14 protein-coding genes are annotated in these 19574 nt (G+C 61.3%); 12 read left to right on the top strand and 2 right to left on the bottom strand.

Annotation, left to right across the window (positions count from 1 at the left end):
* The first annotated feature begins 22 nt into the window (after positions 1–22).
* From BM70_RS0113335 to BM70_RS0113325, 3 genes are all read left to right on the top strand, one after another.
* Positions 23–1000 carry a tRNA-dihydrouridine synthase gene (locus BM70_RS0113335; protein WP_025856461.1) on the top strand — a complete coding sequence of 326 codons (978 nt, stop codon included), beginning with the start codon at positions 23–25 and terminating at the stop codon, positions 998–1000.
* A 564-nt stretch (positions 1001–1564) separates the two neighbouring features.
* Positions 1565–2611 (top strand): hypothetical protein, encoded by a 1047-nt coding sequence (locus tag BM70_RS33340; protein WP_025856460.1) that lies wholly within the window; start codon positions 1565–1567, stop codon positions 2609–2611.
* Between the two features lie 65 nt (positions 2612–2676).
* Positions 2677–4077: a hypothetical protein gene (locus BM70_RS0113325; protein ID WP_256220903.1), complete on the top strand. Its 1401-nt coding sequence runs from the start codon at positions 2677–2679 to the stop codon at positions 4075–4077.
* Here BM70_RS0113325 and BM70_RS0113320 read toward each other — a convergent pair.
* The gene (locus BM70_RS0113320) at positions 4074–7370 is read right to left on the bottom strand and encodes an EAL domain-containing protein (protein WP_025856458.1); all 3297 of its coding nucleotides are present in this window, start codon (positions 7368–7370) and stop codon (positions 4074–4076) included. The genes BM70_RS0113325 and BM70_RS0113320 overlap by 4 nt on opposite strands.
* 66 nt (positions 7371–7436) lie before the next feature.
* The gene (locus BM70_RS0113315; protein ID WP_025856457.1) at positions 7437–8327 is read right to left on the bottom strand and encodes a LysR family transcriptional regulator; all 891 of its coding nucleotides are present in this window, start codon (positions 8325–8327) and stop codon (positions 7437–7439) included.
* A 147-nt stretch (positions 8328–8474) separates the two neighbouring features.
* On the opposite strand from BM70_RS0113315, the gene leuC reads away from it, so the two are divergent.
* The 9 genes from leuC (at position 8475) to BM70_RS0113270 (ending at position 19374) form a co-directional block, all read left to right on the top strand.
* Entirely contained in the window at positions 8475–9893 is a 1419-nt protein-coding gene (gene leuC / locus BM70_RS0113310; RefSeq protein ID WP_025856456.1) for a 3-isopropylmalate dehydratase large subunit, read from the top strand.
* Between the two features lie 10 nt (positions 9894–9903).
* On the top strand, positions 9904–10548 hold the full coding sequence (gene leuD, locus BM70_RS0113305) for a 3-isopropylmalate dehydratase small subunit (protein ID WP_025856455.1): 645 nt from the start codon (positions 9904–9906) through the stop codon (positions 10546–10548).
* Between the two features lie 147 nt (positions 10549–10695).
* The gene (locus BM70_RS0113300) at positions 10696–11460 is read left to right on the top strand and encodes a class I SAM-dependent methyltransferase (RefSeq protein ID WP_025856454.1); all 765 of its coding nucleotides are present in this window, start codon (positions 10696–10698) and stop codon (positions 11458–11460) included.
* Positions 11461–11513: 53 nt separating this feature from the next.
* Positions 11514–12596 carry a 3-isopropylmalate dehydrogenase gene (gene leuB / locus BM70_RS0113295; protein WP_025856453.1) on the top strand — a complete coding sequence of 361 codons (1083 nt, stop codon included), beginning with the start codon at positions 11514–11516 and terminating at the stop codon, positions 12594–12596.
* A gap of 64 nt (positions 12597–12660) precedes the next feature.
* Positions 12661–13773, top strand: coding sequence for an aspartate-semialdehyde dehydrogenase (gene asd, locus BM70_RS0113290; RefSeq protein WP_025856452.1), 1113 nt, complete (start codon positions 12661–12663; stop codon positions 13771–13773).
* Between the two features lie 150 nt (positions 13774–13923).
* Positions 13924–14934 (top strand): aspartate-semialdehyde dehydrogenase, encoded by a 1011-nt coding sequence (locus BM70_RS0113285; RefSeq protein ID WP_025856451.1) that lies wholly within the window; start codon positions 13924–13926, stop codon positions 14932–14934.
* Between the two features lie 162 nt (positions 14935–15096).
* Positions 15097–17637: a FimV/HubP family polar landmark protein gene (locus BM70_RS0113280; RefSeq protein WP_025856450.1), complete on the top strand. Its 2541-nt coding sequence runs from the start codon at positions 15097–15099 to the stop codon at positions 17635–17637.
* 215 nt (positions 17638–17852) lie between these two features.
* Positions 17853–18677 (top strand): tRNA pseudouridine(38-40) synthase TruA, encoded by an 825-nt coding sequence (gene truA, locus BM70_RS0113275; RefSeq protein WP_025856449.1) that lies wholly within the window; start codon positions 17853–17855, stop codon positions 18675–18677.
* A 64-nt stretch (positions 18678–18741) separates the two neighbouring features.
* Complete coding sequence (locus BM70_RS0113270) at positions 18742–19374, top strand: phosphoribosylanthranilate isomerase (protein WP_025856448.1); 633 nt, start codon at positions 18742–18744, stop codon at positions 19372–19374.
* Positions 19375–19574 lie beyond the last annotated feature (200 nt).

Below are 19574 nucleotides of genomic sequence, written 5' to 3'. Positions count from 1 at the left end.
CGATTTTTGTTGAGTGTTTTCCATGCAAATTGCTTTGGCGCCCATGGAGGGGTTGGTCGACAACATCCTGCGGGACGTGCTGACCCGTGTCGGCGGGATTGACTGGTGCGTGACCGAGTTCATCCGCGTCAACGACCGCCTGCTCACCCCGGCGTATTTCCACAAGCTCGCCCCGGAACTCCTGCACGGTGCCCACACCGCTGCCGGCGTGCCGCTGCGTGTGCAACTGCTTGGCTCCGACCCGGTGTGCCTGGCGGAAAACGCCGCCCTGGCCTGTGAGCTGGGTTCGCAAGTCATTGACCTCAACTTCGGCTGCCCGGCCAAGACCGTCAACAAGTCCCGTGGCGGTGCGGTGCTGCTCAAGGAGCCGGAGTTGCTCAACCAGATCGTCGAGCACGTACGTCGCGCCGTACCGGCCCACATCCCGGTCACTGCCAAGATGCGCCTGGGCTTCGACAGCCCGGACGGCGCCCTGGTCTGCGCCACGGCCCTGGCCGAAGGTGGCGCGGCGCATATCGTGGTGCATGCGCGCACCAAGGTTGACGGCTACAAGCCGCCGGCTCACTGGGAATGGATCCCGCGGGTGCAGGACGTGGTCAAGGTGCCGGTATATGCCAACGGGGACATCTGGAGCGTCGAAGACTGGCGACGCTGCCGGGAAATCAGTGGCGTCGAAGACATCATGCTCGGGCGGGGGCTGGTGGCGCGTCCTGACCTGGCGCGGCAAATCGCAGCGGCGCGGGCGGGTGAAGAAGTGGTCGAGATGACTTGGGCAGAGATGCAACCCATGCTCCAGGACTTCTGGTCCCAGTCGGTGGCGCAACTGACGGAGCGTCAGGCGCCGGGGCGTTTGAAGCAGTGGCTGGCAATGCTTACCCGTAACTACCCTGAAGCGGTGGAGTTATTTACCCTGATGCGTAGGGAGACCGATCTTGAGCAGGTCGGACGTTTGCTGGGGATGCCTGGCCAGTGTGAACAGTGGGCCGCTGTGCAACGTTAGGTCTACATATATAAGTGTTTCATCGATTGCAGTAACGGGCGCCGAAAGGCGCCTTTTTTTTGTCTGAAATATCAGGCCGGACCCTAACGACACGATATTCAGTGTCGTTCCAGTATGGGTAGGGTTGGGGGAGGCGTTTTGTTATGACGGGGTATATGCAAGTAAGCATGAGCGTCGGGAGCGACTGCTACGAAGTGTTAATGCGTTGATGGCAGAGAGCTGTTGTTCAAGTAGTCGCGTGCGCGTCAATTAACGCGGTTTGTGTGAGTTGAAAAAGTTTATTGTTTTCATAATGTCTGTTTTTCCTCGGTTGTTACTGGGGATGTGGATCCTTGGCGGCGAATAACTCACGTTTGGCCTCGGCTGTTCGTAAAAAGTCCATAAGCAAGAATCTCTCGAGGACATATGATTTCCTTATGTGAGTTGCGACTTTTCGGAACTCATTCGCGTTAAGTTCCACGAACCTAGCGAGCTTGAAGTGCTCGCCGTTGCTTTATCACTCAACGATTAAAAGTCGTGTCCTCCTCCGATGCGAGAGTTGGGCACGCTTTACGGGGTAAAAATATGACTAATGTATCGACCCATCAGTTCGTGTCGATGGATCCCGATTACCTACAGCTTAATCAATCGTCAGTGTCGACGAATAACACGCTCCAACTATTCCCGTCCATGGACGGTGTTAATAGGTTTCTGAAAGACAGTCACCTGCCAGCCATTGAGCCAAGGCGAACCTCAGAGTATTCGGTGCGTGCGTTGCCGGATGCTGCCTGCCACGACAACGCCTGCGCTGATACACGGCCTGTGAACTTCGGGAATGACGTAAGTCCCGCGGCGTTGATGAGTATGCTGGCGGGCCTGTTCACGCAGTTCTTCAACCCGTTGCACACCCCTCTGCGCGCAGACAGGCTTTCCCCTGACTCGATAAACAGTAGCGCGTCCGCACCACAGCCCCGTGTAACTCCGGTTCCCGATACTAAAACTGTCGATAGGCAAGGCGAGCCCATTTCCGAGCTTCTCACCCAGCGCAATGGTGTAAAGCCCAACAACATCTGGAACGGCTTTCGCCAGGGAAGGGAGCGTAACTGCGTCACTGTCTCGGCGATCAAGGCCGCCATGGCGAAGTTTGGTCAACGACCAGCGGACATCTATAAATCTGTTGAGAGGGTTTCCGACGGTCATAAGGTTGTTATGCGTGATGGTTTCGAATTGACATTGACACGCGCCGAACTGACCAGGGCTATCCGCGGCTCCAACTTTATCGGGATGACTGATCCGGACATGCTCAAGGATGCGCACTTCCTGTATGCGTGTTCTGCCAAGCGTGCGCAAATGGAGAATAACGATGGATGGGCGAGTAGAAGTTTCAATGCCGCCATAAGAAGTCTGAACGACGGGGAGGATGAGGACGGGAGAAACCCGGGAGAAGGCCTCAAGCGTCTGGGATTAAAGGACTATATGAAGCGCGTTTCGGTACGTGACTTCGCTGATAAATCGTTGATCGGCATTGTCAACAGACGCGACCACTCAGTTGCTGTTGTGGATGGGGCCGAGGAGATCTACGGCCGTAAGGGACGCCGGCCTACAGACGGAACGGCCATTGCATTGGTCTGATAGTTCTGTCTGGCCCGAATGTCTTGTCACGAATTCCTCCAACTATTACATAAAGAGTTAATGATATGAGCCCGTTTGCAGCTGTAGCTTCCGTTCGTGTGAACCCTGTGACTGCGCAGTTATCGAACTGCTCGGACAAGCCCATCTCCCGTCTCCAGGCTTTTGATGTCCCCCATTTCAATGAGCGTCCGTACAGCGCTGTCATCGGGCTAATGCCTGCTCCTCGGGTTGTCACGCCGCGGGTCAACCCGCCCACGACCCGTATCCACCCCACGGCCGCAGAGGTTTTGCAAGGTTTCGATGCGCGGTCACGAAGCTTTGGCGAAACTCGCGACCTGAGCAGCCATGTCGCCGTTATCAAGATGATGATGCTCAGGTTTGGCCGGTCGCCCTCCGACATGTTTGAAAAAGTCGAAGCCACGGAGGAGGGTTACAACGTCACCATGAAAGATGGTTTTGAAGTGAAGTTTTCAAAGCAAGAGCTGGCGTGCACCACCGAAGCCTCGCAGTTCAACGGTGCTGCCGCGCAAATGAGCGCTGATGCCAATTTTATGCTGGCAGCCTTTACCAAGCGTAAGCAACTTGAAGGCAATACTCAGTTTGATACAGCGTTATCGAGCACCTTGCGCGGAGAACATCTTTACAGGGTCTTGAAGGGGATGGGGCTGATCGGCTTTTTGCGGTTTGTGCCACCCGAAAAGCTGCGAGAACCAAACAGCATCGGCATCATCAGCCCCTTTAACGCTGCGGGCGCGTTGGTCGTGGGCGGAATCCAGCATCGCAATGGTGCGCAAGCACCGGTCGGCAGGGACTATGGCTACCAACTGGCTGCGGATGTCCCCGTCGATCCGAATGGCAGGCCGGCGCAGTTCCCGGCGGCGCCCATCGGCGTTCCACCTGCCAATATCTTCACTGGTTTCTACCAGGGCGTGGAGGGTAACTGTGTGACTGTATCGGCGCTCAAGGCGGCGATGATGAAGTACGGGCAGAACCCTCTGGGAATCTACAAGCGTGTCACTGAAACCCCGGAAGGTTTCACGATCACCATGCGCGACGGCTGCACGGTGCGGCTTACCCACACTGAGCTGGAAGTGGCACGAGCAGCAGCCAGCTTCCGTGGCACGGATAAAGGCCTGATTGACGATGCCGTGTTCCTCTATGCGGCAAGCGCCAAGCGCGCACAGTTGGAAAATCACGAGTTCCGCGCCGGCGCCGATTATGGCACTGCCCTGCAAACGCTGAGCGACGGTGAGATTCCAGGTGACGCATTACGCCGGCTTGGTCTATACGCCTCTATTCGCTCCAGCACTGTGGAGGAGCTGGCGTCAGGCGTGCCAGGCACGCTGGCGAATTTTGGGCATTCGGTGGTCGTTGTAGGGGGCGTTCGTGATGACTATGGCGCCAAGCGCAACCTGAAGGGCTCGCACTGGATGCGAAAGGACGGCCACGCACTGAAGCTGGTTTAAGCCCGGCCTTCTCCCGCGATCAAGCGCTCCCTGAACCCGATCATGGGCAGCGGGCGGCTGTGCAAATACCCTTGGTACAGATGGCAGCCCAGGCCCTGCAGGAAGGCCAGTTGGTCCTGGGTTTCCACACCTTCGGCAATCACCTCCAGGTTCAAGCTGCGGGCCATGGCCACGATGGCGCGGATGATTTCGGCGTCGTTGGGGTCATGGGTGGCGTCACGCACGAAGGATTGGTCGATCTTCAGCGCATCCACCGGCAGACGCTTGAGGTAGGTGAGCGACGAGTAACCGGTGCCGAAGTCATCCATGGCAAAGCTCACGCCGAGTTTTTTCAGGCGGCGCATTTTGCTGATGGTGTCGTCCAGGTTCTGGATCACGATGCCCTCGGTGATTTCCAGCTTCAGCAGGCTGAACGGCAGTTGATGCTGCTTGAGGCTGTGCTCCACCCGCTCCACGAAGTCGTTCTGGCGAAACTGCCGAGGGCTGATATTCACACAGAGGCTGAAGTTCAACGGGTCCACCAAGCCTTCGGCGATCAGCTGTTGAAAGGCCGCGCAGGCTTCATCCAGGATCCAGGTGCCGACTTCGAGGATCAGGCCGCTGTCCTCCAGCACCTTGATGAACTCTGAAGGCGATTGCGCACCCAGTTGCGGATGATGCCAGCGCACCAGGGCCTCGGCACCGACAATCCGGTTGCCGCGTGCATCCACTTGCGGCTGGTAATGCACGCTGAATTCACCGCGTGACAGGGCCAGGCGCAGGTCGGTCTCCATGCGCAGGCGCTCGCTGGCGGTCTTTTGCATGCTGTTGTGGAACATCTGCGTGGTGTTGCGCCCCGAATCCTTGGCGCGGTACAGGGCAATATCGGCGCGCTTGAGCAAGTCCGCGGGGGTAGAGCCGTGATCGGGAATCAACGCTACGCCGATGCTTGGCGTCACCTGCAGGCGATGGCCGTCGAGGAACATCGGCTCCGAGAGCAGTTCGCGCAGGGTATCGGCCAGTTCCTGCACCTGGCCGCTGACTTCCATGCGCGAGCCGTCCAGGCCGCTGAGCAGCACCACGAACTCATCACCGCCCAGGCGCGCCACCGTGTCCTCCATGCGTACGCTGGCTTCCAGGCGTGCGGTGACGATTTTCAGCACCGTATCGCCCACCGGATGGCCGAGGGAGTCGTTGATGTGCTTGAAGTGGTCGAGGTCGAGGAACAGCAGTGCACCGCGCAGGTTGTGACGCTTGAGCAGGGCGATCTGCTGGCTCAGGCGGTCCATCAGCAGGGCGCGGTTGGGCAGGTTGGTCAGCGGGTCGTGGTAGGCCAGGTGGCGGATCTGTGCCTGGGCGTTTTTCAGCAGGCTCACGTCCCGGGCGGTCAGCAGCAGGCACGGGGTTTCATTCAGGGTGATGGGCTCTACCGACACTTCCACCGCCAGCAACTCGCCGCGCTTGTTGTGCCAGAGCATTTCCAGGTGGTGGATGCGGCCTTTGATCTGCAATTCGGCCAGCAGCGCGGCGCGCTGGTTTTCATCGGCCCAGATGCCGATCTGGTAAAGGGTCAGGCCGATGGCTTCCTCGGCACGGTAGCCGGTCAGGCGGCAGAAGCCGTCGTTGACCTCCACATAACGGCCGGTATCGCGCTCGGTGATGGAAATTGCGTCGGGGCTGGAATGGAACGCCTTGGCGAATTTCTCTTCGCTGGCCTTCAGCGCGGCTTCCGAGCGTTGCTGCTGGGTGATGTCACGCAAGGTGGTGACGATGCACGGCTGGTCGCCCACTTTGATCAGTCGGCTGGAAATCACGCACGTCAACGCCTGGCCGTTCTTGTGATGCGCCACGATCGCCACATTGCTCAGCGCCTGTTCGCGGATCACTCGCTCGATACGCTGCAGGCGCTTGCTTGACTCGTCCCACAGGCCGATCTGCTCGGCGCTTTTGTCGATCACCTCGGCGGCCGTCCAGCCAAAGGTCTGGGTAAAGGCGGGGTTGATCTCGATAAAGGCGCTGCTGTCCAGGTTGGTGACACAGATCGGATCCGGGCTGGCCTGGAACAGGCTGGCGAATTTTTCTTCGGAGGCGGTCAGGCGTTGTTCGCGTTCCACCTGGTCGGTGATGTCCAGCAAGGTGCCCGCCATGCGCAGCGGTGCGCCCTGCTCATCGCGGTACAGGCGGGCGCGGCTTTCAAGGTAGCGCGAGCTGCCGTCCTCCATGGGCACCCGGTACGTCAGTTGATAGTTGCCGGCCGGACCCTCGCGCAGGGTGCGGTAAGCGTTGCGCATGCTTTCGCGCTCGTCATCGGGCATGCCCTCGAAGAACGCGTCGAAGGATTCATGGAACGGTTCCGGCGGCAGGCCGTGCAGTTGCGCGGCGCGTGCCGAGCCGTAAAGCATGCCGGTGGGGATGTGCCAGTCCCAGGTGCCCAGTTGTGCCGAGTCCAGGGCCAGGTCGAGACGCTCCTGGCTGTCCTTGAGGGCCTGCTCGGCGTTTTTGCGTTCGGTGGTGTCGAGAAAGGTACTGATCAGGTAGGCCTCACCTTCCAGTTCGACTTTTTGGGCACTGAGGGTGCCATCGTGGATCTGGCCGTTGCTGGCGCAAAACTGCACCTCCATGGTGATGGGCTCGCCCTTGCGCTGGGTGGCCTTGACCAGGTGCGCGCGTTGTTCGGGATGGCGCCACAGGCCCAGGTCCAGCGTGGTGCGCCCGATGGCGTCGGCGACCGGCCAGCCGAAGAGCATCTCGAAATACTGGTTGGCTTCACTGATCAGGCCGTCGGACTGGCGGGTCAGCAGGACCATGTTGGGGCATAGGTGAAACAGGGTCGCGAAGCGTTTTTCGGAGTGGCTGAGGGCGTGCTCCCGTTCGCGCTGGCGGGTGGTCTCGCGGATCACCCCGATCATGCGGCGCCGTCCGGCTTTGTCGGGCGCCAGGCTGCCGTTGATCTCCAGCCAGTGATGACTGCCGTCCGGCCACTGGATGTGATGGTGCATGGCCTGCTCGAACGGCTCGCCGGCCAGTACGGCGTGAAAGGCCCGCACCACGCGGGCGCGGTCTTGTGGGGCGAGCAGGTCGAGGTAGTCCAGATCCTTGGGCAGCGGCTGGCGCGGATCAAAGCCGAACAGCGCCTGGGTGCCTCGCGACCAACTGATCTTGCCGGTGTCGATTTCCCAGCTCCACGCGCCCAGCCGGGCAGCGTTGAGCGCTGCCAGCAATTGCGGCGCGCTGTCCCAGCTTTGTTCCGCCTCTTGAGGATCCAGGGCGTAAATGCGGGGCAGGGGTGGCACGGAGTCGACGGGGTTGCGCATTATCAAAGGGCCTTGGCTCGATGGGCGTAAGGCGCGGTTCAGTTCAGACCTTGAGGGCGCACGGTTTCATGCCGGTATCCCTGGCAGATCGACCTGTGCATCCAGTAGGCTCATGAAAGCCCGCGCAGCATTCGACAGCGTCCTTTCGGTGTGCACGATATAGCCTAGCTGGCGACTGAGCTGTATGCCCGGCAAAGCGATACTTGCCACCTGATCATCGAGCATGGTGCGCGGCAACACGCTCCAGGCCAGGCCGATGGACACCATCATCTTGATAGTTTCCAGGTAGTTAGTGCTCATCGCGATGTTCGGCGTGAGGCCCTGGGCCTCGAACAGCCGGCTGACAATATGGTGGGTAAAGGTGTTGCCGCCGGGGAAAACCGCCGGGTGGCCGGCAATGTCGGCCAGGCTGACGCTGCCGTTGCTGATCAGGCTGTGCTCCGGCGCCACCACGAAATCCAGCGGGTCGTCCCACACCGGGGTGGCGCGCACCAGGTGGTGGGGGTCGGGCGCCAGGGTGATCACTGCCACTTCGGCGCGGCCATGGAGGATTTCTTCGTAGGCCACTTCCGAATCGAGGAACTGGATATCCAGCGCCACATTCGGGTATTCCCGTGTAAAGGTGCGCAGCACCGGCGGCAAGCGGTGCAGACCAATGTGGTGACTGGTGGCCAGCGTCAGTCGCCCGCTGACTTCGCCGGTAAGGTTGGTGAGGGCGCGGCGCGTGTCGTCCAGCACGTTGAGGATCTGATAAGCACGCGGCAGCAAGGCCCGCCCGGCCTCGGTCAAGCCGACTTCGCGGCCCAGGCGGTCGAACAGACGCACCTTCAATTGTTGCTCCAGGCCGGCGATGCGTTTGCTGATGGCCGGTTGGGTCAGGTGCAGGCGCTCGCCGGCGCCGGAGAAGCTGCCGGTCTCGGCGATGGCAATAAAGGCATTGAGGTTGGCCAGGTCCATAGTGCTATTCCAGTTGGTAATCCAAAGTATAAAAAATATGAATTTGAGTTATTTAATGTAGCGCCATACCATCAGCCTCACAAGCCAAAGGGTTATTGAATGTCTCAAGACCCGGGGCATAGAAAGACCGATGATGAGGACCGACTGATGGCCGGCAAAACGCTTTACGACAAGCTTTGGGATTCCCATGAAGTGAAACGGCGCGACGATGGCTCGTCGCTGATCTATATCGACCGTCACATCATCCATGAAGTGACCTCGCCCCAAGCGTTCGAAGGCCTGCGGCTGGCCGGGCGCAAGCCTTGGCGCGTCGACTCCATCATCGCCACCCCGGACCACAACGTACCGACCACCCCTGAGCGCAAGGGCGGCATTGAAGCCATTGCCGACCAGGTGTCGCGCCTGCAGGTACAGACCCTCGACGACTACTGCGACGAATATGGCATCACTGAATTCAAGATGAATGACGTGCGTCAAGGCATCGTGCACGTGATCGGCCCTGAGCAGGGTGCCACCTTGCCGGGCATGACCGTGGTCTGCGGTGATTCGCACACCTCCACCCACGGTGCCTTTGGCGCCCTGGCCCACGGCATCGGCACCTCCGAGGTGGAACATGTGTTCGCCACCCAGTGCCTGGTCGCCAAGAAGATGAAGAACATGCTGGTTCGCGTTGAGGGCAAATTGCCGTTCGGTGTGACCGCTAAAGACATCGTCCTCGCCGTGATCGGCAAGATCGGCACCGCCGGCGGTAACGGCCATGCCATCGAGTTCGCCGGCAGCGCGATTCGCGACCTGTCCATCGAAGGCCGCATGACCATCTGCAACATGTCCATCGAAGCCGGTGCCCGCGTGGGCATGGTGGCGGCGGACGAAAAGACTGTCGACTACGTAAAAGGCCGTCCATTCGCCCCGCAAGGCGCGGATTGGGACGCCGCCGTCGAAGCCTGGAAAGACCTGGTCTCCGACGCCGACGCGGTGTTCGACACCGTGGTCGAGCTGGATGCCGCGCAGATCAAGCCGCAAGTCAGCTGGGGCACCTCGCCGGAAATGGTTCTGGCCGTTGACCAGAACGTGCCGGACCCGGCTCAGGAAGCCGACCTGGTCAAGCGCGGCTCCATTGAGCGCGCCTTGAAGTACATGGGTTTGAAAGCCAACCAGGCGATCACCGACATTCAGTTGGATCGCGTGTTCATCGGTTCCTGCACCAACTCGCGGATCGAAGACCTGCGCGCCGCGGCGGTGATCGCCAAGGGCCGCAAAGTGGCGTCGACCATCAAGCAGGCGATCGTGGTGCCGGGTTCGGGCCTGGTCAAAGCCCAGGCGGAAGCCGAAGGCCTCGACAAGATCTTCCTCGAGGCCGGTTTTGAATGGCGTGAGCCGGGCTGCTCGATGTGCCTGGCGATGAACCCGGACCGCTTGGAGTCGGGCGAGCATTGCGCGTCCACCTCCAACCGTAACTTCGAAGGGCGTCAGGGCGCCGGCGGGCGTACCCACCTGGTCAGCCCGGCCATGGCCGCTGCCGCTGCCGTCAACGGTCGTTTCATCGACGTTCGCGAATTGATCTGAGGAATACCTGATGCGTGCTTTTACTCAACACACTGGCCTTGTCGCCCCTTTGGATCGCGCCAACGTCGACACCGACCAGATCATCCCCAAGCAGTTCTTGAAGTCGATCAAGCGCACCGGTTTCGGCCCGAACCTGTTCGATGAGTGGCGTTACCTGGACGTGGGCTACGCCTACCAGGACAACTCCAAGCGCCCGTTGAACAAGGACTTCGTGCTCAACGCCGAGCGTTACCAGGGCGCTAGCGTGCTGCTGGCCCGGGAAAACTTCGGTTGCGGTTCCAGCCGTGAACACGCGCCGTGGGCCCTGGAAGAATATGGCTTTCGCAGCATCATCGCGCCGAGCTACGCCGACATCTTCTTCAACAACAGCTTCAAGAACGGCCTGTTGCCGATCATCTTGACCGACGAGGAAGTCGACGAGCTGTTCAAGCAGGTGGAAGCCGAAGAGGGCTACCAGTTGACCGTCGACCTGGCCGCGCAAACCGTGACCCGTCCGGACGGCAAGGTGTATCACTTTGAAGTGGATGCGTTCCGTAAACACTGCCTGATCAACGGCCTGGACGATATCGGCCTGACCTTGCAGGACGGCGATGCGATCGCGGCGTTCGAAGCCAGGCACCGGGAGAGCCAGCCCTGGTTGTTTCGCGATGCGTAATTCTGGGTAGGCCGGACTGGCTCCATCGCGGGCAAGCCCGGCTCCCACATTGATCGGTGTTCTCCTGAACGACTCGGTCAACTGTGGGAGCTGGCTTGCCTGCGATAGCGCCAGTACCAACACCCCAAAACCCAAGGAAAAACCACCATGACCAGCACCGCCCACACCCAAGTCGTGCAAAAACAATTCGGCGAGCAAGCCTCGGCCTACCTGAGCAGTGCCGTGCACGCCCAGGGCACCGAATTCGCGCTCCTGCAGGCCGAACTGGCCGGGCAGGGCAGTGCGCGCTTGCTGGACCTGGGGTGCGGTGCCGGCCATGTCAGCTTCCACGTCGCGCCATTGGTTAAAGAAGTGGTGGCCTACGACCTGTCCCAGCAGATGCTTGACGTGGTTGCCGCCGCTGCGGTGGACCGTGGCCTGGGCAATATCCGCACGGTGCACGGCGCCGCCGAATGCCTGCCGTTCGCCGATGGCGAGTTCGACTTCGTGTTCAGCCGCTATTCGGCCCACCACTGGAGCGACCTCGGCCTGGCGCTGCGTGAGGTGCGCCGCGTGCTCAAGCCGGGCGGCGTAGCGGCGTTTGTCGACGTCTTGTCACCGGGCAGCCCGCTGTTGGACACTTACCTGCAAACCGTCGAAGTCCTGCGCGACACCAGCCACGTGCGCGATTATTCCGCCGCCGAATGGATGCAGCAGCTCAGCGAGTCCGGTTTGCACGTGCGCAATAGCAGCCGCCAGCGCTTGCGCCTGGAATACACCTCCTGGGTCGAACGCATGCGCACGCCAGAGGTATTGCGCGCAGCGATCCTTGAGCTGCAAAAGGCGATGGGCCAGGAAGTACGCGATTACTACGAAATTCAAGCCGACGGCACCTTCAGCACCGACGTGCTGGTGGTCTTTGCCGAGCGCTGATCGATTTTTCCCGACCTGCCCACGGGCGGGTCGCTTGATGAAATGAGGAACGCATGAGCAAGCAGATTCTGATTCTCCCTGGCGACGGTATTGGTCCGGAAATCATGGCCGAAGCGGTCAAGGTCCTGGAACTCGCCAATAGCAAGTACAGCCTGGGCTTCGAGCTGAGCCACGACGTGATCGGCGGCGCTGCCATCGACAAGCATGGCGTGCCGCTGGCCGACGAAACCCTCGACCGCGCTCGCGCGGCCGACGCCGTATTGCTCGGTGCCGTGGGTGGCCCGAAATGGGACAAGATCGAACGTGACATCCGTCCTGAGCGCGGCCTGCTGAAAATCCGTGCCCAACTGGGCCTGTTCGGCAACCTGCGCCCAGCGATCCTCTACCCGCAACTGGCCGACGCCTCGAGCCTCAAGCCGGAAGTGGTGGCGGGCCTGGATATCCTGATCGTGCGTGAGCTGACCGGCGGTATCTACTTCGGCTCGCCACGTGGCGTGCGTGAGCTGGAAAATGGCGAGCGCCAGGCCTACGACACCCTGCCGTACAGCGAGAGTGAAATCCGCCGTATCGCCCGTGTCGGTTTCGACATGGCCCGCGTGCGTGGCAAGAAGGTCTGCTCGGTAGACAAAGCCAACGTACTGGCCTCCAGCCAACTGTGGCGTGAAATCGTCGAAGAAGTGGCCAGGGACTACCCAGACGTCGAACTGAGCCACATGTACGTCGACAACGCCGCCATGCAACTGGTGCGCGCACCGAAGCAGTTCGACGTGATCGTCACCGACAACCTGTTCGGCGACATCCTGTCCGACCAGGCGTCGATGCTCACCGGTTCCATCGGCATGCTGCCTTCGGCGTCCCTGGACACCAACAACAAGGGCATGTACGAGCCTTGCCACGGTTCGGCGCCGGACATCGCGGGCCAGGGCATTGCCAACCCGCTGGCGACCATCCTGTCGGTGTCGATGATGCTGCGTTACAGCTTCAACTTGAGCGAAGCGGCGGATGCCATCGAGAAGGCCGTGAGCCTGGTGCTGGACCAGGGTTTGCGCACTGGCGACATCTGGTCGCAGGGTTGCACCAAGGTCGGTACGCAAGAAATGGGCGACGCAGTAGTCGCCGCGCTGCGGAATCTGTAATCTCTCGGGCCCGCTTGCAGTTGTTGCTGCAAGGCGGCCCACTTTTTAACAAGGTGTAGTTGCGATGAAACGTGTAGGTCTGATCGGTTGGCGCGGTATGGTCGGTTCCGTGCTCATGCAGCGGATGCTGGAAGAGCAGGATTTCGATCTTATTGAGCCGGTGTTTTTCACCACTTCGAATGTGGGTGGCCAAGGGCCATCTGTGGGCAAGGATATTGCTCCGCTCAAGGACGCCTACAGCATTGAAGAGCTGAAAACCCTCGACGTGATTCTGACCTGTCAGGGTGGCGACTACACCAGCGAAGTCTTCCCCAAGCTGCGCGAAGCCGGCTGGCAGGGTTACTGGATCGACGCCGCCTCGAGCCTGCGCATGCAGGACGATGCCGTGATCATCCTTGATCCGGTGAACCGCAAGGTCATCGACCAGCAGCTGGATGCCGGCACCAAGAACTACGTCGGCGGCAACTGCACCGTCAGCCTGATGCTGATGGGCCTGGGTGGCTTGTTCGAAGCCGGCCTGGTCGAGTGGATGAGCGCCATGACCTATCAGGCGGCCTCGGGGGCCGGCGCGCAGAACATGCGCGAACTGATCAAGCAGATGGGCGCGACCCACGCCGCGGTCGCCGATCAACTGGCCGACCCTGCCAGCGCGATCCTCGACATTGACCGCCGTGTGGCCGAAGCCATGCGCAGCGATGCGTACCCGACCGAGAATTTCGGCGTGCCATTGGCCGGTAGCCTGATCCCGTGGATCGACAAAGAACTGCCGAACGGCCAGAGCCGCGAAGAGTGGAAGGCCCAGGCCGAGACCAACAAGATCCTCGGTCGCTTCAAGAGCCCCATCCCGGTGGATGGCATCTGCGTTCGTATCGGCGCCATGCGCTGCCACAGCCAGGCGCTGACCATCAAACTGAACAAAGACGTGCCGATCGCCGATATCGAAGCGTTGATCAGCCAGCACAACCCTTGGGTCAAGCTGGTGCCGAACAACCGTGATATCAGCATGCAGGAGCTGAGCCCTACCAAGGTTACCGGCACCCTGAACGTGCCGGTGGGCCGTCTGCGCAAGCTGAACATGGGCAGCCAGTTCCTGGGCGCGTTCACGGTGGGCGACCAGCTGCTGTGGGGCGCGGCCGAACCGCTGCGCCGCATGCTGCGGATTCTGCTGGAGCGTTGATCGCTTGAGGCAATATTAGAAACCCGCGCTCTGGTGACAGGCGCGGGTTTTTTATTGGCCATCAGCCACACCACAAAAGCCGGGTTAATTGCCTCACCCCCAGTCACCCGGTAAAGTGCCGCTCCCCCCGCAATGCCCGAGGCAGCCCCTATGACCCAGACCTTTGATATCGCCGTGATCGGCGCCACCGGCACGGTGGGTGAAACCCTGGTGCAGATCCTCGAAGAACTGGACTTCCCGGTGGGCACCCTGCATTTGCTGGCAGGCAGTAACTCCGCCGGCGCATCGGTGCCGTTTCGTGGCAAGAACGTGCGGGTGAGGGAAGTCGATGAGTTTGACTTCAGCAAAGTACAGCTGGCGTTCTTTGCGGCGGGGCCGGCGGTCACCTTGAGTTTTGCCCCGCGTGCCACGGCGGCGGGCTGCTCCCTGATTGATCTGTCGGGTGCATTGCCCGCCGAGCAGGCGCCGCAAGTGGTGCCGGAAGCCAATGCCCATGTCTTGGAGGGTATGCAGAAACCCTTCCGGATTGGCAGCCCAAGCCCATCGGCGACCCATCTGGCGGTGGTCCTTGCGCCATTGCGGGGGTTGCTGGATATCCAGCGTGTGAGCGTCACCGCCAATCTGGCCGTGTCAGCCCTGGGGCGCGAGGCCGTGAGCGAGCTGGCCCGGCAGACCGCCGAGCTGTTGAATGTGCGCCCGCTGGAGCCGAAGTTCTTTGATCGGCAGATGGCCTTCAACCTGCTGGCGCAAGTCGGAAAGCCAGATGTGCAAGGTCATACGGATCTGGAGAAAAGGCTGATACACGAACTGCGCGCAGTGCTGGAAACTCCTTTGCTAAAGATTTCCGCAACTTGCGTTCAAGCCCCGGTGTTTTTTGGCGATAGCCTGACTGTGTCCCTGCAACTCGGTGCGCCGGTCGACCTTGCCGCCGTGAACCGTGCACTCGACGCCGCCCCCGGTATCGAGCGGGTGGACGAGGGTGACTACCCCACGGCGGTGGGCGACGCAGTCGGCCAGGACGTGGTCTACGTAGGGCGGGTTCGCGCGGGCGTGGATGACCCGGCGGAACTAAATCTGTGGCTGACGTCAGATAACGTACGCAAAGGCGCCGCGTTAAATGCCGTGCAGCTGGCGCAGTTGTTGATAAAAGGCCTTGCGTAAAAGATACTTGGCGGCAATTTGTAGATTGATTCTAGCCAAGCGCTATGCTTGGCCCCAGGCAGGAAAAGTTGCGCGTCGGTGACCTATCGGCTCGCCATGCCTTATGGCAGCGGTTACCAACCTTCTCGCAGGCCGGGGAGTGTTCAAACAAAGGATGAGGCTATGGTTCAAGTTCGCAAACTGGTGTTAGCAATAGCGGCCGCCTCGGCGCTGTCCTCCGGTATGGCGCAGGCGCTGCAGCTGGGGGAGATGACCCTCAAGTCGAAGTTGAACCAGCCGCTGGCGGTGGAAATCGAATTGCTCGATGTCGGTGGCCTCACGGCTTCCGAGATCACGCCGAGCCTGGCCTCGTCCCAGGCGTTTGTGGATGCGGGCGTTGATCGCCAGGCGTTTCTCGATGACCTGACCTTCACCCCGGTGGTCAACCCCAACGGCCGCAGCGTGGTGCGCGTCACCTCCAGCAAGCCACTGCCTGATTCCTACGTACGCTTCCTGTTGCAGGTGCAATGGCCCAATGGCCGTTTGATGCGTGACTACAGCGTCTTGCTCGACCCGGCCAAGTTTGACCAGCCGGCTCCGACGGTGGCCGCACCGGCACCGCGCTTGGCTGCGCCGGCCAGCACCGCGCCTGCCGCGAGCAAATCCGCACAGCACACCACCACATCCCGTGACACCTTGTGGGAAATTGCCGCGAAGAACCGCAACGGCGCTTCGGTTCAGCAGACCATGCTGGCGATCCAGGCGCTGAACCCGGACGCGTTCATCGACGGCAATATCAACCGTCTGAAAACCGGTCAGGTCCTGCGCCTGCCAGACACCGTACAAAGCACCGCGTTGCCGCAGCCCCAGGCGATTGCCGAAGTGAGCGCGCAGAATGCCGCCTGGCGCCAGGGCCGGCGTGCCGCCACCAATCCGGTGGCGGGCAAGCAGCAACTGGATGCTACCAAGCGCACCCAGGCGGGCAATGCGCCCGCGAGCACCCAAACCAAGGACAACTTGAGCCTGGTCTCGGCCGAGGCGGCCAGGAAGGGCGCCAAAGGCAAGGTCGGCGACAGCTCGGCCCTGAGCGACAAGCTGGCGATGACCCAGGAACAGTTGGACACGACCCGTCGTGACAACGAAGAACTGAAAAGCCGTGCGGCAGACCTGCAAAGCCAGTTGGACAAGCTGCAAAAGCTGATTCAACTGAAAAACGATCAACTCGCCCGTTTGCAGGCTGAAAAGGGCGTTCCGGCTGCGTCGGCCACGGCGGCGATGCCCGCGCAGTTGGCCGGCGAGCCGGCTACTGCCCCGGCAGCCGCGGCCCCAGCTACCCCTGCGCCCGCGCCTGAGCCGGCCAAGGCCGATGCGGCGCCTGACAGCACCGAGGGTAAATTCAATGACCTGCTGACCAACCCGATCGTGCTCGGTGTGATCGGCGGTGCGGCTGGCCTGCTGGTGCTGTTGCTCCTGTTGTTGTGGGCGCGCCATCGTAACGCGCGCCTCGAAGAGGAAAAGCATCTGCGTATGGCGCGGGCCCTGGCTGAAGAGCCGGTGTTCAGCTCGAACATCGATCACGACTTGCCACCGGACAGCTTCGAAGGCCTGGAAGTGCCGCCGCCGAACGTCAAGCTGGCCGCCGCGCCAGCACCGGCTCCGGTAGCCGCACCGGCCGTTGCGGTGCCGACCGTTGCTTCCGTGCTCGCGCCGCTGGCTGTTGCCGTGGCTCCGGTAAACGCCAGCGATGCGCTGGCCCAGGCCCAATCCCATATCGACCGTGGCCACCTGAACCAGGCCGCCGATGTGCTGCAGCAAGCGATCAAGCACGAGCCCAAGCGCAGCGACCTGCGTTTGAAGCTGATGGAAGTCTATGGCCTGCAAAACGACAAGGACGGTTTCGTTACCCAGGAACGTCAACTGGTGGCCAATGGTGAAAACCATGCCCAGGTCGAGCAGCTCAAGAGTCGCTTCCCGGCCATGGCTGTGCTGGCGGCGGGCGTCAGTGCTGCGGTGGCTGCCGCGGCCCTGGATGCTCAGTACGTCAAGGATTTGCTCGAAGACAAACCGGTTGCGCCTGCGCCGGAGGCTTTCGACACCGATTTCGATCTGAGCCTGGACGATCTGGAAGAGGCTTCGCCGGCTGACGTCAAGGGCGACCAGCCGACATTCGAGTCGGTCCTGCAGCAGCAGACCGAAGCCAAGGCCAGCCCGGATGACCTGTCGGACTTCGACCTGGACCTGCAACTGGATGCGCCGTCTTCGGCGCAATCCGATGACGACTTCCTCTCGGGCCTGGAAGACCAGATGAAGGACGTGCCGGCCGTCGAGCCGCCGACCCTGACGCCTGCGGCCCTGGATGACTTCGACCTGCCGGAAGATTTCGACCTGTCCCTGGCCGACGAGCCTGAAGCTGCCGCCCAGCCTGATGCGTTCGCGTCGGAGCTGGATGATGTCAACGCCGAGCTGGATCGTCTGTCCCAGAGCCTGGAGCATCCGTCCATCGAGCCGTCGTTCACCGCGGAAGACGCGGCACAGGGCGATGACGAGCCGGAATTCGACTTCCTCTCCGGCACCGACGAGGTTGCCACCAAGCTCGACCTGGCCCAGGCCTATATCGACATGGGCGACGCTGACGGCGCACGGGACATCCTCACCGAAGTGCTGACTGAAGGTGACGAGACTCAGCGTGGCGAGGCCAAGGAAATGCTCGGCCGGCTGGCGTAACAGCCGATGGGGGATGCAAGCGGCGACCTTCGGGTCGCCGTTTGCTTTTTGTAGGCGCTGGCTTGCCGGCGATGCAAGCGATCCGGTCTTTCAGTAAAACCGAGTTGATGGTATCGCCAGCAAGCCAGCTCCCGCACAATTCGGCATAATGGCCACCTTTGCGCAACTCATCAGGCTCTCAGTTCTTGGCAAATATAGATAATCCGGCCGCCGAAATGGCGGCCGCCGGCTTTTACCGCATCGCGCTGGGCGTGGAATACAAAGGCTCGCGCTATCGCGGCTGGCAGCGTCAGGCTTCAGGCGTGCTGACGGTGCAGGAAACCCTGGAGAACGCGCTGTCGAAAGTCGCCGATTCGCCGGTGTCGCTGATGTGCGCCGGGCGCACCGATGCGGGCGTGCATGCCTGCGGCCAGGTGGTGCACTTCGATACCCAGGCTGAACGCTCGATGAAGGCGTGGGTGATGGGCGCTAATATCAATTTGCCCCATGACGTCAGTGTCAGTTGGGCCAAGGTCATGCCGGCGCATTTCCATGCGCGCTTCAAGGCGATCGCCCGGCGTTATCGCTATGTGATCTACAACGACCAGATCCGCCCGGCTCATCTCAACGAAGAAATCACCTGGAACCATCGCCCGCTCGACGCCGAGCGCATGGCCGAGGCCGCGCAGCACTTGGTGGGTGTGCATGATTTCAGCGCCTTCCGTGCCGGCCAGTGCCAGGCCAAGTCGCCGATCAAGGAAGTCCATCACCTGCGCGTGACCCGTCACGGCAAGATGATCGTGCTGGATATCCGCGCCGGGGCCTTCCTGCATCACATGGTGCGCAACATTGCCGGGGTGCTGATGACCATCGGTACCGGCGAGCGCCCGGTGGAGTGGGCCAAGGAAGTACTGGAAAGCCGCGTTCGTCGGACCGGTGGTGTCACGGCGCATCCGTTCGGCCTGTACCTGGTGGATGTGGAGTACCGCGATGAGTTCGAATTGCCGGAGCGTTTCATCGGGCCACACTTCCTCACAGGTTTCAGCGAACTTGGCGGCTGACGCCCGGAAAAGCTTTTGTTACCATCCGGGACTTTCTCGGTCCAACCCCTGAGGTTTCCACGACATGTCAGCCGTTCGCAGCAAGATTTGCGGGATTACCCGCATAGAAGACGCGCTGGCGGCCGTCGAGGCGGGAGCAGATGCCATCGGTTTCGTGTTTTACGCCAAGAGCCCGCGGGCGGTGAATGTGTTGCAGGCGCAGGCAATCATCGCCGCGTTGCCGCCGTTCGTGACCACCGTGGGGTTGTTCGTCAACGCCAGCCGCTGCGAACTCAACGAAACCCTGGATGCCGTACCCCTGGATATGCTGCAGTTCCATGGTGACGAGACGCCCGACGAATGTGAAAGCTACCAGCGCCCGTATATCAAGGCATTGCGCGTAAAGGCCGGGGATGACATCGCGGCCGCCTGTGCCGCCTATGGTGGTGCTCGGGGGATTCTGCTCGACACCTATGTCGAAGGCGTGCCCGGCGGTACCGGCGAAGCGTTTGACTGGTCGCTGATTCCCGCGGGGCTGAGCAAGCCGATCATCCTGGCCGGCGGGCTCAACCCCACGAATGTCGGGGCAGCGATCGAACAGGTTCGGCCGTATGCCGTGGATGTCAGCGGTGGGGTAGAACAGGGCAAGGGCATCAAGGATCACAGCAAGATTCGCGCATTCATGCAGGCCGTGCGCAACAGCAGCGGTGGGATGTGACGGCTGGCAGTCTGCCGCCGTCCATAACTACCACTGTGTAAAACAGCCCGGTGCCGCCTGTGGGTGGCCCGGAAACGAAGTGGCAACCCTGCGCTGGCAGGTTGTCTGGAAGGCTGAGGATACATGCGGGAAAAGGCCGGTCGAACGTCTGACCCCGTCCAGCATGTGTCATCGCCACATATGAATTTAGCTCAAGGGCA

Origin of the sequence: Pseudomonas sp. CHM02 (assembly GCF_000612585.1) — a bacterium.
In the GTDB taxonomy this organism is placed as follows: Bacteria; Pseudomonadota; Gammaproteobacteria; order Pseudomonadales; family Pseudomonadaceae; genus Aquipseudomonas.
The sequence above is the reverse complement of the archived record's forward strand: the minus strand, read 5'-3'. Positions and strand labels throughout refer to the sequence as shown.